Here is a 16,516-nt window from a genome sequence, read left to right as displayed (position 1 = left end):
TGTCAGTGGCGTGGTGCATGGTGGAAATCACCGCGGGACCGAGGGGTTCCGCGGGACTGGACAGGGGGATTCATGGCAGTCATGCCCACCGACATCGAGGATGCTCCGGAAGGTGCTCTGCGGCCGCACGCGGAGGAGGCCTTCGCCCATGAACTGAAGGCCCTCGCGGCGGCCGACGACCGTCCGCGGCCGTCCCGTTGGAATCTCTCGCCGTGGGCGGTGGCTTTGTACATCCTCGGTGGGACGCTGCCTGGGGGCACCTCCCGGACGAAGTCTGGGGGAGGCACCGTCATCACGCCCAAGTACGTCGGTCCCCGGCGCATCGTCGAGGTCGCCGTCACCACCCTCGCCACCGACCGGGCGCTGCTGCTGCTCGGTGTGCCGGGCACCGCCAAGACGTGGGTGTCAGAACATCTCGCCGCGGCGATCAGCGGTGACTCCACCCTGCTGGTCCAGGGCACGGCCGGCACGCCGGAGGAGGCCATCCGCTACGGCTGGAACTATGCGGAGCTGCTCACCAACGGCCCGAGCCGCAGAGCCCTGGTGTCCAGCCCGGTGATGCGGGCGATGGCCGAGGGGAGGATCGCCCGGGTCGAGGAGCTGACCCGGATACCGGCCGATGTGCAGGACTCCCTCATCACGATCCTTTCCGAGAAGACACTGCCGATACCGGAGTTGGGGTCGGAGACCCAGGCCGTCAGGGGCTTCAACCTGATCGCGACCGCCAACGACCGCGACCGTGGCGTCAACGAGCTGTCCAGCGCGCTGCGCCGCCGGTTCAACACCGTCGTGCTGCCGCTGCCCGCCTCGGCGGAGGACGAGATCGACATCGTCACCCGCCGGGTCGACCAGCTCGGCCGCGGACTCGACCTCCCGGCCGTCCCCGAGGGCGCCGACGAGATCCGCCGGGTCGTCACCGTCTTCCGGGAGCTGCGCGCCGGTGTGACCGCCGACGGCCGGACGAAGGTGAAGTCCCCGTCCGGCACGCTGTCGACGGCCGAGGCCATCTCGGTGGTGACCAACGGCCTGGCGCTCGCGGCGCACTTCGGCGACGGGGTGCTGCGGGCGGGCGATGTCGCGGCAGGCATCCTCGGCGCGGTCGTCCGCGATCCGGCCGCCGACCGGGTGATCTGGCAGGAGTACCTGGAGACGGTCGTGCGCGAGCGCGAGGGCTGGAAGGACTTCTACCGCGCCTGCCGGGAGGCGAGCGCATGAGTGCGCCGGACGTCATGACATCCGGCGCACCACTTGCGGTGCCGCCCGCCGCCGGGCCGTCCGGGGTCGCCCTGCTCGGGGTGCGGCACCACGGACCGGGCTCCGCGCGGGCGGTGCGCGCCGCGCTCGACGCGTACCGGCCGGGGACGGTGCTGATCGAGGGGCCGCCGGAGGCCGATCCGCTCGTCGGGCTCGCCGCCGAGGACGGCATGCGGCCGCCCGTCGCGCTGCTCGCGCACGTCCTGGACGACCCGGCGCGGGCCGCGTTCTGGCCCTTCGCGGAGTTCTCGCCGGAATGGGTGGCGATCCGGTGGGCCGCCGGGCACGGCGTACCGGTCACCTTCATCGACCTGCCCGCCGCACATTCCCTCGCCCTGCGCACGACACCGGACGAGCAGGACGAACCCCCCGGCGAGGGATCCCCGGACGACGGATCCCCGGATGACGGATCCTCGGACGGCGACGAGGCGGTCCAGGCGCTGCGTATCGACCCGCTGGCCGTGCTCGCGGAAACCGCCGGGTACGACGACCCGGAGCGCTGGTGGGAGGACGCGGTCGAACACCGGAGCAGCAGCGGTGCCGACCCACTGGCACCGTTCGCCGCGCTCGCCGAGGCGATGGGCGCGCTGCGCGAGCTGTACGGCGACGGCGGCCATGCGGACGACCCGGCGCGCGAGGCCCATATGCGGCTGCGGATCCGGGACGCCCGGCGGACGCACGACCGTGTCGCCGTGGTCTGCGGAGCCTGGCACGTCCCGGCGCTCGCCCGGCCGGTGACCGCCACCGCGGACCGCCAGCTGCTCAGGGGGCTGCCCAAGGTGAAGGTCGAGATGACGTGGGTGCCGTGGACGCACCGACGGCTGTCGCGGCACAGCGGATACGGCGCGGGGATCGACTCGCCCGGCTGGTACGGGCATCTGTTCGGGGCACGGGACCGGCCTGTCACCCGGTGGATGACCAAGGTCGCGGGGCTGCTCCGTGCCGAGGACCTGCCGGTCTCCTCCGCGCATGTCATCGAGGCGGTGCGGCTCGCCGACACCCTCGCGGCCATGCGGGGCCGCCCGCTCGCCGGCCTGAGCGAGACGACGGACGCGATACGGGCGGTGATGTGCGACGGCTCGGACGTACCGCTCGCCCTCATCAGGGACCGCCTCGTCGTGGGGGACGTCCTCGGCGAAGTGCCGGACAGCGCGCCCGCCGTGCCGCTGGCCAGGGATCTGACCCGGGAGCAGCGCAGGCTCCGGCTCAAGCCCGAGGCGCTGGAACGCGAGCTGGAACTGGACCTGCGCAAGGAGACCGACGCGGGCCGCAGCCGGCTGCTGCACCGGCTGCGGCTGCTGGGCATCGACTGGGGGGAGCAGGTCCGTTCGCGCGCCGGGACCGGGACGTTCCGGGAGAGCTGGCGGCTGCGCTGGGAGCCGGAACTGGCGATCCGGGTCGCCGAGGCCGGGGTCTGGGGCACGACGCTGCTCTCCGCGGCGACGGCGAAGGCCGAGGAAGGGGCGGTGCACGCCGCCGCACTCGCCGACGTGACCGCGCTCGCCGAACGCTGCCTGGTCGCGGGGCTACCGGACGCGCTGCCGGTCGTGATGCGGGTGCTGGCCGACCGCGCCGCCCTGGAGACCGACGTCGGCCATCTCGCCCAGGCGCTGCCCGCCCTCGTACGGTCCGCCCGCTACGGCGATGTGCGCGGTACGGACTCCGCGGCGCTCCACAAGGTCGCCGAGGGGCTGGCGGAACGGGTCTGCATCGGGCTGCCGCCCGCCTGCGTCGGGCTGGACGCGGACGGCGCCGCCGAGATGCGCGGCCACGCCGAGGCGGCGCACCGGGCGATCGGCCTCTTGCAGGCCGACGGCCTCCTCGACCGGTGGGCGGTGATGCTGCGGGGCATCGCCGAGCGCGACGGGGCGATACCGGGGCTGCTGCGTGGCAGCGCCACCCGGCTGTTGACGGACGACGGACGGCTCGACGAGGAGGCCGCCGCCCGGCTGATGGCGCTCGCCCTGTCACCGGGGACGCCGTCGGCCGAGGCCGCGGCGTGGCTGGAGGGCTTCCTCGCGGGCGGCGGCATGCTCCTCATCCACGACGAGCGGCTGCTCGCGCTGGTCGACAGCTGGCTCGCCGCGGTACCGACCGCCGCGTTCAACGACGTACTGCCGCTGCTGCGGCGCACGTTCGGCGAGTTCGAGTCCGGCGTCCGCCGCACCGTCGGCGAGCTGGTCAGACGCGGCGGCTCCGCGGGCCGGTCCGCGGCCGCCGCGGGGGAGGCGGTGCCGGGCTTCGGCGCCGGGTTCGACGAGGAGCGGGTCGCGGCGGCACTGCCGGTGCTGCGGCTGCTGCTGGGGCACACGGACGAAGGGCTCGCAGACGATGCCGGGCGGTCCGACCGGTCCGGCACGACGGGGTCCGGCACGACGGGATCCGACACGACGGGATCCGGCACGACGGGGTCCGGCACGACGGGGGAGAACGGATGACCGACGACACGACGACCGGTGGGACGACGGCCGCCGATGAACGGCTGCGCCGCTGGCGGCTGGTGCTCGGTGGAGGGGCCGCCGACGGGACCGGCCGCGACCTCACCGGACGGGACGCGGCGATGGACCGCACTCTCGGCGCGCTCTACGGCGGGGACAGCGGCGGCGCGGACGGCAAGGCCGGCCGGACGGCCGGTCTCGGCGGCTCCGCGCCGCAGGTCGCCCGGTGGCTCGGCGACATCCGTACGTACTTCCCGTCCTCCGTCGTCCAGGTGATGCAGCGGGACGCGATCGACCGGCTCGGGCTGGCGGCGCTGCTTCTGGAGCCGGAGATGCTGGAGGCCGTCGAGGCGGACGTGCATCTCGTCGGCACGCTGCTGTCGCTGAACAAGGCGATGCCGGAGACGACGAAGGAGACGGCGCGGGCCGTGGTCCGCAAGGTCGTCGAGGACCTGGAGAAGAAGCTCGCCACCCGCACCCGCGCGACCCTGACCGGCGCCCTCGACCGGTCCGCGCGGATCAGCCGCCCCCGGCACCGTGACATCGACTGGGACCGCACCATCCGCGCCAACCTCAAGCACTACCTCCCCGAGCACGGCACGATCGTGCCCGAGCGGCTGATCGGGTACGGCAGGGCGTCGCAGGCGGTGAAGAAGGATGCGGTGCTCTGCATCGACCAGTCCGGTTCGATGGCCGCCTCCGTCGTCTACGCCTCCGTGTTCGGGGCCGTGCTGGCCTCGATGCGGAGCATCGACACCAAGCTGGTCGTCTTCGACACCGCGGTGGTCGACCTGACGGACCAGTTGGACGATCCGGTGGATGTGCTCTTCGGCACACAACTCGGTGGCGGCACCGACATCAACCGCGCTCTGGCGTACTGCCAGTCCCTGATCACCCGGCCGGCGGACACGGTGGTCGTCCTCATCAGCGATCTCTACGAGGGCGGGATCCGGGACGAGATGCTCAAACGGGTGGCAGCCATGAAGGGCGCGGGAGTGCAGTTCGTGGCCCTGCTGGCGCTGTCGGACGAGGGCGCGCCGTCCTACGACCGCGAGCACGCGGCCGCGCTGGCCGCGCTCGGAGCCCCCGCTTTCGCCTGCACACCGGACCTGTTTCCCGAGGTGATGGCGGCCGCGATAGAGAAACGGGCGCTGCCCGTACCAGAAGCCTGACGCGAGCCTGACAACGCGCTCTGTGACCGTTCTCACCGCTCACATGTGACCTGCGATTTAGGGACCTACGTCCCACGGGGATAACCTGCGAGACGGACATGCCGCGTACTTCGGTGACCGTGTGCGCCCTCCTTGTGACCGCGTAGTCACGCTTCCCGTATCGGCACGTTCGCGTAGAAAACAAACCGCGATCACCAAGGACGGACGCGCGTGGACCTGTTCGAGTACCAGGCGAGGGATCTCTTCGCCAAGCACGGTGTACCGGTGCTGGCCGGTGAAGTCATCGAGACGCCCGAGGCGGCTCGTGAGGTGACCGAACGTCTGGGTGGCCGTGCGGTCGTCAAGGCGCAGGTCAAGGTCGGTGGCCGAGGCAAGGCCGGCGGCGTGAAGCTCGCCTCCGACCCCGCAGACGCGGTCGCGAAGGCCGACGCCATCCTCGGCATGGACATCAAGGGCCACACGGTCCACAAGGTGATGCTTGCCGAGACCGCGGACATCGCGGAGGAGTACTACGTCTCCTTCCTGCTGGACCGCACCAACCGCACCTTCCTCGCCATGGCGTCCGTAGAGGGCGGCGTGGAGATCGAGATCGTTGCGGAGGAGAACCCGGACGCGCTGGCCAAGATTCCGGTCGACGCCAACGAGGGCTGCACCCCGGAGAAGGCCGCCGAGATCGTCGCCGCGGCCAAGTTCCCGGCCGAGATCGCCGACCAGGTGGCCGACGTTCTGCAGAAGCTGTGGACCGTCTTCATCAAGGAGGACGCCCTCCTCGTCGAGGTCAACCCGCTGATCAAGTCCGGTGACGGCAAGATCATCGCGCTCGACGGCAAGGTCTCGCTCGACGAGAACGCCGAGTTCCGCCAGCCGGACCACGCGGCCCTTGAGGACAAGGACGCCGCCAACCCGCTGGAGGCCGCGGCCAAGGCCAAGAACCTCAACTACGTCAAGCTCGACGGTGAGGTCGGCATCATCGGCAACGGCGCGGGTCTCGTCATGAGCACCCTCGACGTCGTCGCGTACGCCGGTGAGAAGCACGGCGGCGTCAAGCCCGCCAACTTCCTCGACATCGGTGGCGGCGCCTCCGCCGAGGTCATGGCGAACGGCCTGGAGATCATCCTCGGCGACCCGGACGTCAAGTCCGTCTTCGTCAACGTCTTCGGTGGCATCACCGCGTGCGACGAGGTCGCCAACGGCATCGTCCAGGCCCTGGAGCTGCTCAAGTCCAAGGGTGAGGTCGTCAGCAAGCCGCTGGTCGTCCGCCTGGACGGCAACAACGCGGAGCTGGGTCGCAAGATCCTGACCGACGCCAACCACCCGCTCGTGCAGCGTGTGGACACCATGGACGGCGCGGCCGACAAGGCCGCCGAGCTCGCGGCTGCGAAGTAAGGGACAAGGTCACCACACCATGGCTATTTTCCTGACCAAGGAAAGCAAGGTCATCGTCCAGGGGATGACCGGCGCCACGGGCATGAAGCACACCAAGCTCATGCTTGCGGACGGCACCAACATCGTTGGCGGCGTCAACCCGCGCAAGGCCGGCACGAACGTCGAGTTCGACGGCACCGAGGTGCCCGTGTTCGGTTCCGTCGCCGAGGCGATCGAGAAGACCGGTGCCGATGTCACCGTCATCTTCGTGCCGCCGAAGTTCGCGAAGGACGCCGTCGTCGAGGCGATCGACGCCGAGATCCCGCTGGCCGTCGTGATCACCGAGGGCATCACGGTGCACGACTCCGCCTCGTTCTGGGCGCACGCCGGCGCCAAGGGCAACAAGACCCGCATCATCGGCCCGAACTGCCCCGGTCTCATCACCCCGGGTCAGTCCAACGCCGGCATCATCCCGGGCGACATCACGAAGCCGGGCCGTATCGGCCTGGTCTCGAAGTCCGGCACGCTCACGTACCAGATGATGTACGAGCTCCGTGACCTCGGCTTCTCGTCCGCCGTCGGCATCGGTGGCGACCCGATCATCGGCACCACCCACATCGACGCGCTGGCCGCGTTCGAGGCGGACGCCGACACCGACCTGATCGTCATGATCGGTGAGATCGGTGGCGACGCCGAGGAGCGGGCCGCGGACTACATCAAGGCCCACGTGACGAAGCCGGTCGTCGGCTATGTCGCGGGCTTCACCGCCCCCGAGGGCAAGACCATGGGCCACGCGGGCGCCATCGTCTCCGGTTCGTCGGGCACCGCCCAGGCGAAGAAGGAGGCCCTCGAGGCCGCCGGCGTCCAGGTCGGCAAGACCCCGTCGGAGACGGCTCGCCTGGCGCGCGCCATCCTCGCGGGCTGACGTTCGTCTGCTGACGGCTGAGAGGCCGTCACGCGTGACGACGCGGGCCCGTCCCCTTCGGGGGGCGGGCCCGCGTTTGCTTTGTGCGGCCGGTGCCGCCGCCGGTGCGACCCTGTGCGGCCCTGGGCGGCTCAGCGCTCAGGGGGCAAACGGGGGGCTTGTGCGGGAGATTCGGCCGGTTTGTTGGGCTTGGTGGGCTTGACGGGTTTGCTGGGTGCGGTCGTCTGCTGGGTGGGCTTGGCGGGGCCCGGTCGGCCGATGCGGCCCGCCTCCGGTACGCCCTGCCCCGGAGTGGCGGAGGGCGGTGCGGTCACCGGCGTCGGCTGGGTACGGTGCGGCAGTTCGCCGACGCGGTCGTACGTCACCACCAGCGCGGCGCCCGTCGCCCCGGCGATCAGCGCGGTCAGTGCCACCGCGGACAGCGTCCTGCGGCGCACGCCCCGCTCGCTCGCAACGCGTACCCGGGCCGCCGGGACCTCTTGGGTGCCAGCCGTTCCCGTACCCGTCTTCGGGTCTGGTTCCGCGTCCTGCTCCGGCTCCGTGAGGATGGCCTTCAGCCGTGCCGGTGCCTGGTCGCCCAGCTCCGGGACGGCCGCGCTCAGCGCCGCCCGCGCCTGAGTGATCCGGCTCGCCGTCGCGACCGTGCTCGCCTCGCTCTCGGCCGCGGCCACGGGCAGATCGAGCCCCAGCCCGTCGTAGAGCACGAGTGCCTGCCGCTGCGAAGGCGACAGCCGCAGCACCGCCGCCCGCACCGCGCCGTCCCGTTCGGAGCCGCGCAGCGTCCGCGCGGCGGCCCGTGGATGCGTACGGTGCCCCGGCACCCACTGCTGCCACGGCGCGAGCGCGTACTCGTACGCCGCCGCGCGCACCCAGCCGACCGGATCCGGATCCGCCGCGACCTCCGGCCACCGCTGCCACGCGAGATCGAACGCGCGGCGCACGGCATGCCGCGCGAAGCCCGGATTCCCGGTGATCAGGTCCACCTGCCGCACGAGGCCGCTCACGCTGTGCGTGTACAGACTGTCGAAGGCGGCCTCGGGATACAGGGCTGGTGAGGTCGGTGCGGTCGGTGCCGGTGGGATCGGTGTGGTCGGTGCCCGCGGAGCGGTAGGTACGGGTGGCGGGGGTGGTGATGGCTTGGGCTTCGGCGTCCGCGGTGGTGCCGGCGGTGGCGGAGGCGTCGGGTCGGCGGCCACAGGGATCGCCGGTGGGCGCGCCTTCGCACGCCGCTGGGGGGTGTTGGCCGGCTTGGGAGCGCGCTTGACGGCGACTTCCGGGCGCTCGGGGAGGGGCGCGATGGGCGCCGGCTCGGCAGGGGAAACGGCGGGCCGGGCCGCGCGGGTGACGAGGTGTGAAGACTCGGGAGCATTCGTCCTGGGTGCGGAGGGGGGTGGAGACGGGGACGGGGAGGCGGGCTGGGACGGGGACTGTCGGGACTGGGACTCGGGCTGGGGATCCGGCTTGGGCTGGGGCTTGGGCTGGGGTTTTGGTTGGGGCTTGGGCGCCGGTGAGCCGGCGCGTGTGCGGGTCCTGGCGCGCTGGGGACGTTCTTCGGCCGAGGTCTTCACCGTCTTCGCGGCCTTCTTGGCGGTAGAGGCCTGCTTCGCCGCCTTCCGCGCCGTCACGTGCCCGACCTCACACAGCCGCTCCGACCGCCTTCGAATCCCCGTACGCACGATTGTGTGAAAAGACGCATAAAGTCATATTGCGCGACACGGCGGGCGTTCGCCCGCTACCGCCTCAAATCGGCGTGTTCTTGGCACCATGGGTCGACGTGACCCACATGACGGACCACCTTCCCGGCCTGCCCGAGCGTGCCGCGAACTCCCGCCGCGCATCCGCGGCGGCCGCCGCGTTCGGTGGCGGGGTGGTCGCGGCCGGTCTCGGGCTCGGGGCCCTCGCCGTCACTGTTCTCTTCCTGTGGATCAGCGCACCGTTCCCGGACAGCGGACTCGACGGCGCTCTGCGTATCGCCGCGGATCTGTGGCTGCTGGCCCACGGCGCGAGCCTGTCGCGGACCGACACGCTGTCCGGGCTGCCCGCCCCGATCGGCGTCACGCCCCTGCTGCTCACCGTGCTGCCCGGGTGGCTGCTGTACCGGGCCGCGGCGCATGCGGCTGCTCCTCCCGAGGGGTCGGGGGAGGGTGACGTCGGTGACGGTTCCGGTGCGCGGACGGAGCCTCGGGTCGCGGCTGCCGCCGCGGGCTGGCTCGTCGCCGGATATCTGCTGGTCGGCGTCGCCGCCGTGCTCTACACGTCCTACGGGCAGGTGCGCAGCGTTCCGCTCAGCGCGCTGCTCCATCTGCCGGTCGTGGCCGCGTTGGCGGCCGGGGCCGGCGCGTGGTCCGGGTGCGGGCGACCTGCGGTCGCGCTTCCCCGGGCGGTACGCCGTTGGCTCGACGAACTCTCGCTGCCGCGGTGGCTGACCCTTCCGGAAGGCGGCCTGCCGGCCGCCCTCCGCGCCGCCGCGGCTTCCACCGCCGTGCTCGTCGGGGGTGGCGCGGTGCTCGGCGGGGCCTCGCTCGTCTGGCATGAACGATTGGTCGGACATTCGTTCGCGCAGCTCAGCGCTCCGCTCTCGGGGCGGTGTGCGGTGCTGCTGGTCGCTCTGGCGCTGGTGCCGAACATGGCTGTGTGGGGTGCGTCGTATGCGCTGGGGCCGGGGTTCGCCGTGGGCGCCGGGAGTGTGGTGGCTCCAGCCGGATTGGGCGCGTCCGGGTTCGGCGCGCTCGGGCCGGGGCCCGGATCCGGGCCTGACGTTCTGCCGAACTTTCCGCTGCTGGCGGCGCTTCCGGCGCCCGGCGCGACGCCGCTGAGCTGGGCGGTGTTCGGTCTTCCTGTGCTGGCCGGGGTCTGTGCGGCCTGGCTCGTCGGCGGCGCCGCCGCGGCGGGCTCCTGGCGCCCCGCCCGCACCGCGCTGGTCGCCGCCCTCGCCGCGCTCGGCTGCGGCGCGGCCACCGCGTTGCTCGCCGGCTGGTCGGCGGGCCCGATGGGCTCGGCCGTCCTTGCGGACTTCGGGCCGCGGTGGTGGGCGGCGGGGGGTGCGGCGCTCGGGTGGACGCTGGTGGTGGGGGCGGCGGGGGCGGTGGGGGTGCGGTGGTGGCATGTGCGGGATCCGGCGGAGCCGGTGTCTTGGGGGGAGCGGTGGGGGAGCGTGCGGGGGGTTTTCCGGTGGCGGTGGTCGTGGTCGCGGTCTGAGCCGGAGGTTGCGGCCGAGGTGGCGGAGGTTCCGCCTATGCCGCTGGTACCGCCGGCGGAGTAGCTGGGTCGGTGCCCGGGCCCTGCGGGGCGGCGGTTCGAAATCGACTGTTCAGGGCCTGGCGGCCCACAAATAGCTCGGCAGCATTTCGAAGTACCCCTCCCCCAACCTCCGGCCGGGGGTGCCCCCAACGGCCCCGGTCCCCTCGCGTAACAGCCCCGGGGCGGGCGGGAAGTCCGCTTCGACCGCGGGCCCGCAGCAGTCCGGCCCCGCCGGTAGGCGAAGGGGTGGGTGGGAAAAGCCCGCCGCAGGCGCAACGGTGCTGCGGGTGCCCGAGGGCCCGCGCCTCCGCCGGTAGGCGAAGGGGTGGGTGGGGCAAAGCCCGCCGCGGGCGCAACGGCGGGGCGGGTGTCGACGTGCCCCAATCCCCGCCGGCACGCGTTTCTCGGGGCGCAGGGCCCGCACCCCCGCCGGTAGGCGAAAGGGCGGGTGGGTGGGGAAGAGCCCGCCGCAGGCGCAACGGTGCTGTGGGGGTCCGCGGCCCGCACCCCCGCCGGTAGGCGAAAAGCCCGCCGCAGGCGTGACGGGGCGGGGGGGTTCACGGGCCCGCGCCCCCGCCGGCAGGCATTCCGCCCGTCCGGAGGACTACCCGTCGTTGCCCAGGAAGGAGCGGACCGGCTTCGGGAGGAGGTCCTTGCAGGATTCGCTCGACGGGGTGGTGAGGGCGTCGCGTTTGCAGGTGTAGTAGTCGTTGTAGACGAACTGGAGGGTGAAGCTCGCGGCGACGATCGCCAGGGCGACCGCGCTCGTGATGATGCCGCTCCAGGCCGCCGCCGCGAAGGACCGCTGGGAGGCGGGGTTCGCGGAGGGGTTGGGGCGGGGGGTGTCGGCGCCGGATGCGGCGAGGGCCGCGGCCGCTTCGGCGCGGGCGGCGGCGCGGGTCTCGGGCTTCATGCGCAGGGCGCTGATGCCCCAGTAGAGGGCGAGGGCGCCGAGCAGGAGGCCGAGCTCGGTCCAGTGGAGGATCGCGAAGATCAGCGCCCAGCCGCCGCAGACCAGCGCGTAGCGGGAGCGGCGCTGGGCGGGGTCGGTGGGGTCGAAGCGTGAGCCGTTGGGCTGCGGCGGGGTTTCGGGGCCGCTGGGGCGATGGCCGAAGCCGTCCTGGCGGCCGGGCTGCTGGTTGCTCCACTGGCCGCCCCAGCCGGGCGGCGGCGGAGGCGGCGGGGTGCTGTCGCCGTCCTCGGGCGTGCCTTCGGGGCGCCGGGGCTGCCAGGGCTGTTCGGGGGCGCCTTCGGGCGGCGGGGCGAACGGGTTGTCCTGCTGATCGCCCTCGGGCGCACGCAGCGCGATAGTGATCTGTCGGCTGCTCATGATTGGTAGCGCCATCCCCTTGCCGTCGACTCCTCATGTCGTATGCGTCACGCGCAGGGCGCGCGATTGCTGTTCCTCCGGAAGACGCTACCGTCCGCGCGCTCCCCCGTCCCGTGGGGGGACCTTCGCGTGCCGGTATCGTTGCTGACGGTCGACGGCCTCGTAGGGTTCCCCGAATCGTGGGATCCGTCGGCTCATACGATCCTCCAAATCCGCACGGTCTCGAGAGAGAGCCCCGCCAGTGGCTGCGCAAACCCCGGCTCGTCTAGTCGTCCTCGTCTCCGGTTCGGGGACGAATCTGCAGGCGCTGCTCGATGTCATCGAGAGCGATCCCGCGTACGGCGCGCGGATCGTGGCGGTCGGTGCCGACCGGGACGGCATCGCCGGCCTGGAGCGGGCGGAGCGAGCCGGGCTGCCGGTTTTCGTGGTGAAGGTGAAGGACTACGCCGACCGGGCGGGATGGGACCTGGCGCTCGCGGAGGCGACGGCGGAACACCGGCCGGACCTGGTGGTCTCGGCCGGCTTCATGAAGATCGTGGGGAAGGAGTTCCTCGCGCGGTTCGGGGGACGGTTCGTCAATACGCATCCCGCGCTGCTGCCGAGCTTCCCGGGCGCCCACGGCGTCAGGGACGCGCTCGCGTACGGCGCGAAGGTGACGGGCTGCACCGTGCACTTCGTCGACGACGGCGTCGATACCGGCCCGATCATCGCCCAGGGGGTGGTGGCCATCGAGCCGGATGACACGGAGGAAGCGCTCCATGAGCGCATCAAGGAAGTCGAGCGAGGGCTGCTCGTCGACGTCGTGGGGCGGCTGGCTCGCGACGGGTATCGCATTGAGGGACGAAAGGTATTGATTCCGGCATGAGCGCCGAAGGTACGAAGCGGCCGATCCGCCGCGCGCTGGTGAGTGTGTACGACAAGACCGGGCTGGAGGAGCTGGCGCGCGGACTGCACGAGGCGGGCGTCGAACTGGTGTCGACCGGGTCGACCGCCGCGCGCATCGCCGCCGCCGGGGTGCCCGTCACGCCGGTCCAGGACGTCACCGGCTTCCCGGAGTGCCTGGACGGCCGGGTCAAGACCCTGCACCCCAAGCTGCACGCCGGGATCCTCGCGGACCTGCGTCTTGACGACCACCAGCGGCAGCTGGCCGAGCTCGGCATCGAGCCGTTCGAGCTGGTGGTCGTGAATCTGTACCCGTTCAAGGAGACGGTCGCCTCGGGCGCGTCGCCCGACGAGTGTGTCGAGCAGATCGACATCGGCGGTCCTTCGATGGTGCGCGCCGCCGCCAAGAACCACCCCTCGGTCGCGGTCGTCACCAGCCCCGGGCACTACGCGGACGTCATCGCGGCCGTCAAGGACGGCGGGTTCGACCTGACGCAGCGCAAGCGGCTCGCCGCCGAGGCGTTCCAGCACACCGCCTCGTACGACCTGGCGGTGGCGATCTGGTTCGCCGAGGGGTACGCGGCCGACGAGAGCCCGTTCCCGGACTTCACCGGCGTCGCCCTCACCCGGCAGCACGTGCTGCGCTACGGCGAGAACCCGCACCAGCCCGCCGCGCTCTACAGCGACGGCAGCGGCAAGGGCCTCGCGGGCGCCGAGCAGTTGCACGGCAAGGAGATGTCGTACAACAACTACACGGACACCGAGGCCGCGCGCCGGGCCGCGTACGACCACACGGAGCCGTGCGTCGCGATCATCAAGCACGCCAACCCGTGCGGGATCGCGGTCGGCGCGGATGTCGCGGAGGCGCACCGCAAGGCGCACGCCTGCGACCCGCTGTCGGCGTTCGGCGGGGTCATCGCGGTCAACCGCCCGGTGAGCGTGGAGCTCGCCGAGCAGGTCGCGGAGATCTTCACCGAGGTCATCGTCGCGCCGGCGTACGAGGACGGCGCCGTCGAGGTGCTGGCCCGCAAGAAGAACATCCGGGTGCTGCGCTGCGCGGACGCGCCGATCGGCTCGGGCGAGTACCGGCCGATCGAGGGCGGGGCGCTGGTCCAGGTCAAGGACCTGCTGCAGGCCGAGGGCGACGACCCGGCGAACTGGACGCTGGCGACCGGTGAGGCGCTGGACGCCGCCGAGCTGGCGGACCTGGCCTTCGCCTGGCGCGCCTGCCGCGCCGTGAAGTCCAACGCGATCCTGCTCGCCAAGGGCGGCGCCAGCGTCGGCGTCGGCATGGGGCAGGTCAACCGGGTGGACTCGGCGAAGCTCGCGGTGGAGCGGGCGGGCGAGGAGCGGGCGCGGGGTTCCTACGCGGCCTCCGACGCCTTCTTCCCGTTCCCCGACGGGCTGGAGATCCTGCTGGCGGCGGGCGTCAAGGCCGTGGTCCAGCCGGGCGGTTCGGTCCGTGACGAGCTGGTCGTCGAGGCGGCGGAGAAGGCCGGCGTGACGATGTACCTCACCGGGACCCGGCACTTCTTCCACTGACGCAGACGCAGAGCCGAACGCGGCCCGCACCCCCGAGGGGGTGCGGGCCGTCGCCGGTCTACGGGCGCTTCACCACGACGGTGTGCATGATCTTGTCGGCGAAGGTCTGGTTCTTCTCGTCCCACAGCGGCCACAGGTAGCCGATGTAGCAGGCCATCCCGTCGAGGGCGTGGCACAGCCGGCGGACGAACGCCATCCCGAAGCCCAGCACCTGGCCGTCGGCCTCGCGCAGCAGGTGGATCCCGGCGATCTTCTTGCCCGGGGTCTGGCCGGTGGAGCCTTCCCGGTAGCAGAGCCACAGGGTGCCGGCGAGGCTCAGCATGCCGCCGATGGCGATCATCGCGAGGGCGCCGCCCGGCATCGAGGGGGTGGGGCAGGTGCTGGTGCCGCTGGTGTTGCACCGGTCGGCCGCGTCGAAGAGCACCTTGGCGAGCTGGACGTAGCCGACGATGATCAGGATGAACGGCACCAGGCTGACGATCAGGAAGTCCAGCAGCGTGGCGCCGGCGCGCGCGCCCCAGCTCGCCAGCGGGGGCATCCCCGGCGGCAGGCCGCCCTGCGGGTACCCGTACGGGCCCTGGTTCTGCTGCGGGAACTGCGGCTGCTGCTGCGGGTAGCCGTACCCCTGCGGGGACTGGGGCGGCTGCTGCGGCTGGTCGTAAGGGTTGTTGGGGCCGGGCGGATAGCTCACGTGCGGTTTCCTCCGAGCGGGGACGTGGAGCGTGGGGACGCAGGGGCACATCGTCGTGGCCACGGTGGTGGCAGCGCAAGGCGCGCGGTGGCGGCGGATCGGCCACGGAGTCAAGGGCGCGTCAGGGCGCGGCCGAGTGCGGGCATCGGGTAACGATCCGAGGCCCGGATTCGTCGGCGGGACCCCCCATCCGGAAAGATGGGGTCATGACCGCCCAGATTCTCGATGGCAAGGCCACCGCAGCCGCGATCAAGTCCGATCTCACGTCCCGCGTGGCGTCGCTCAAGGCCCGGGGCATCGTGCCCGGTCTTGGCACCCTGCTGGTCGGTGAGGACCCGGGCAGCAAATGGTATGTCGCGGGCAAGCACCGCGACTGCGCGCAGGTCGGCATCGGCTCGATCCAGCGCGAACTGCCCGACACCGCCACCCAGGAGGAGATCGAGGCGGTCGTCCGGGAGCTGAACGCGAACCCGGAGTGCACCGGCTACATCGTCCAGCTCCCGCTGCCCAAGGGCATCGACACCAACCGGGTCCTGGAGCTGATGGACCCGGAGAAGGACGCCGACGGCCTGCACCCGATGAGCCTCGGCCGCCTCGTGCTCAACGAGACCGGTCCGCTGCCGTGCACCCCGAACGGCATCGTCCAGCTGCTGCGCCACCACAAGGTGGAGATCAACGGCGCGCATGTGGTCGTCGTCGGCCGCGGTATCACCGTGGGCCGCTCGATCGGGCTGCTGCTGACCCGCCGCAGCGAGAACGCCACCGTGACGCTGTGCCACACCGGCACCCGTGACCTGAGCGGGCTGCTGCGCCAGGCGGACATCATCGTGGCGGCGGCGGGGGTCGGGCACCTGGTCAAGCCGGAGGACGTCAAGCCCGGCGCGGCCGTGCTGGACGTCGGTGTCAGCCGCGACGGCGAAGGCAAGATCGTCGGCGATGTGGACCCGGGGGTGGCCGAGGTCGCCGCCTGGATCTCCCCGAACCCCGGCGGCGTCGGCCCGATGACCCGCGCGCTGCTGCTGGCCAATGTCGTCGAGGCTGCCGAGCGCGCGGCTGCGGGCCATGGCGGCTGAGCCGGAGCCCGGAGAGGTGGCGGCGGGCGAGGCGGCCGCTCCCCGGCCGCACCGGTACGCGCTGTGGACGCGGACCACCGCCCGCCCCGAGGGCGGCGGCCGGGCGGCCGGCCGGGACGCCTCCGCGCCGGCCCGGCAGTGGCCCATCCTGGTGGTGCTCGGCGGGGTCGCGCTCGGCCTGGTGCTGACCGCGGCCGACCACTTCCGGGCGGGAACGGTGATCGTCGGGGCGGCGCTGCTGGTGGGCGGTGCGATGCGGTTCACGCTGCCGTCGGTCGGCATGCTGGCCGTGCGCAGCCGGTTCACCGACGTCATCACGTACCTGGTGCTCGGTACCGCCATCGTGCTGCTGGCGCTGATGGTGCAGCCGGATCCGATCCTGGACGTGCCGTTCCTCGAGGACATCATCCGCTTCTCGGTGCGCTGATCCCGCCGCCGGCCCGGAAATCGCGAAGCGGTGACCGGGGCCACACCGGGGCGGGTCAACTGTTCCGCCGTGGCGCGATAGCCTGACGGCGGGTCTCTTGATGCCGAGAGACCCACGTTCCGGGGCTAGGGACGCTGCCGGGGCGGCCAGATTTCCCGCAGGAAAAGGCCAGGAGAA

Annotated in this window: 13 protein-coding genes; 10 read left to right on the top strand and 3 right to left on the bottom strand. The window is 72.3% G+C overall.

Annotated elements, in window-relative coordinates; genetic code table 11:
* Nucleotides 1-72: 72 nt before the first annotated feature.
* The 5 genes from C6N31_RS02465 to sucD all read left to right on the top strand — a co-directional run bounded on the left by C6N31_RS02465 (nt 73) and on the right by sucD (nt 7,154).
* Nucleotides 73-1,215, top strand: coding sequence for an ATP-binding protein (locus C6N31_RS02465; protein WP_138352979.1), 1,143 nt, complete (start codon nt 73-75; stop codon nt 1,213-1,215).
* Nucleotides 1,212-3,692 carry a DUF5682 family protein gene (locus tag C6N31_RS02460; RefSeq protein ID WP_381585520.1) on the top strand — a complete coding sequence of 827 codons (2,481 nt, stop codon included), beginning with the start codon at nt 1,212-1,214 and terminating at the stop codon, nt 3,690-3,692. Before C6N31_RS02465 ends, C6N31_RS02460 begins: the two co-directional genes overlap by 4 nt.
* Nucleotides 3,689-4,864 (top strand): VWA domain-containing protein, encoded by a 1,176-nt coding sequence (locus C6N31_RS02455; RefSeq protein ID WP_198357070.1) that lies wholly within the window; start codon nt 3,689-3,691, stop codon nt 4,862-4,864. Before C6N31_RS02460 ends, C6N31_RS02455 begins: the two co-directional genes overlap by 4 nt.
* A 210-nt stretch (nt 4,865-5,074) precedes the next feature.
* Complete coding sequence (gene sucC / locus C6N31_RS02450; RefSeq protein ID WP_138352981.1) at nt 5,075-6,250, top strand: ADP-forming succinate--CoA ligase subunit beta; 1,176 nt, start codon at nt 5,075-5,077, stop codon at nt 6,248-6,250.
* 19 nt (nt 6,251-6,269) lie between these two features.
* Nucleotides 6,270-7,154 (top strand): succinate--CoA ligase subunit alpha, encoded by an 885-nt coding sequence (gene sucD / locus C6N31_RS02445; RefSeq protein ID WP_138352982.1) that lies wholly within the window; start codon nt 6,270-6,272, stop codon nt 7,152-7,154.
* Between the two features lie 131 nt (nt 7,155-7,285).
* Here sucD and C6N31_RS02440 read toward each other — a convergent pair whose 3' ends face one another.
* Complete coding sequence (locus C6N31_RS02440; RefSeq protein ID WP_138352983.1) at nt 7,286-8,158, bottom strand: SigE family RNA polymerase sigma factor; 873 nt, start codon at nt 8,156-8,158, stop codon at nt 7,286-7,288.
* A gap of 779 nt (nt 8,159-8,937) precedes the next feature.
* Between C6N31_RS02440 and C6N31_RS02435 the strand changes: the two genes are divergently transcribed.
* Entirely contained in the window at nt 8,938-10,416 is a 1,479-nt protein-coding gene (locus tag C6N31_RS02435; protein ID WP_232484752.1) for a cell division protein PerM, read from the top strand.
* A gap of 582 nt (nt 10,417-10,998) precedes the next feature.
* Here C6N31_RS02435 and C6N31_RS02430 read toward each other — a convergent pair.
* Nucleotides 10,999-11,724 (bottom strand): hypothetical protein, encoded by a 726-nt coding sequence (locus C6N31_RS02430; RefSeq protein ID WP_232484672.1) that lies wholly within the window; start codon nt 11,722-11,724, stop codon nt 10,999-11,001.
* Nucleotides 11,725-11,965: 241 nt separating this feature from the next.
* On the opposite strand from C6N31_RS02430, the gene purN reads away from it, so the two are divergent.
* Both purN and purH read left to right on the top strand, forming a co-directional pair.
* Nucleotides 11,966-12,589: a phosphoribosylglycinamide formyltransferase gene (gene purN, locus C6N31_RS02425; protein ID WP_138359403.1), complete on the top strand. Its 624-nt coding sequence runs from the start codon at nt 11,966-11,968 to the stop codon at nt 12,587-12,589.
* Nucleotides 12,586-14,148: a bifunctional phosphoribosylaminoimidazolecarboxamide formyltransferase/IMP cyclohydrolase gene (gene purH, locus C6N31_RS02420; protein ID WP_198357068.1), complete on the top strand. Its 1,563-nt coding sequence runs from the start codon at nt 12,586-12,588 to the stop codon at nt 14,146-14,148. The genes purN and purH overlap by 4 nt, the downstream gene beginning before the upstream one ends.
* 58 nt (nt 14,149-14,206) lie before the next feature.
* On the opposite strand, the gene C6N31_RS02415 is transcribed toward purH, so the two are convergent.
* On the bottom strand, nt 14,207-14,839 hold the full coding sequence (locus C6N31_RS02415; protein ID WP_138359407.1) for an RDD family protein: 633 nt from the start codon (nt 14,837-14,839) through the stop codon (nt 14,207-14,209).
* 206 nt (nt 14,840-15,045) lie between these two features.
* Here C6N31_RS02415 and C6N31_RS02410 point away from each other — a divergent pair, with 206 nt between their 5' ends.
* Both C6N31_RS02410 and C6N31_RS02405 read left to right on the top strand, forming a co-directional pair.
* Nucleotides 15,046-15,912 carry a bifunctional methylenetetrahydrofolate dehydrogenase/methenyltetrahydrofolate cyclohydrolase gene (locus tag C6N31_RS02410; RefSeq protein WP_138359409.1) on the top strand — a complete coding sequence of 289 codons (867 nt, stop codon included), beginning with the start codon at nt 15,046-15,048 and terminating at the stop codon, nt 15,910-15,912.
* Nucleotides 15,902-16,339 carry a DUF3017 domain-containing protein gene (locus C6N31_RS02405; protein ID WP_138359411.1) on the top strand — a complete coding sequence of 146 codons (438 nt, stop codon included), beginning with the start codon at nt 15,902-15,904 and terminating at the stop codon, nt 16,337-16,339. The genes C6N31_RS02410 and C6N31_RS02405 overlap by 11 nt, the downstream gene beginning before the upstream one ends.
* The last annotated feature ends 177 nt before the right edge of the window (nt 16,340-16,516 follow it).

It is taken from the genome of Streptomyces fildesensis (genome assembly GCF_016107395.1).
Classification (GTDB): Bacteria; Actinomycetota; Actinomycetes; order Streptomycetales; family Streptomycetaceae; genus Actinacidiphila; species Actinacidiphila fildesensis.
The sequence above is the reverse complement of the archived record's forward strand: the minus strand, read 5'-3'. Positions and strand labels throughout refer to the sequence as shown.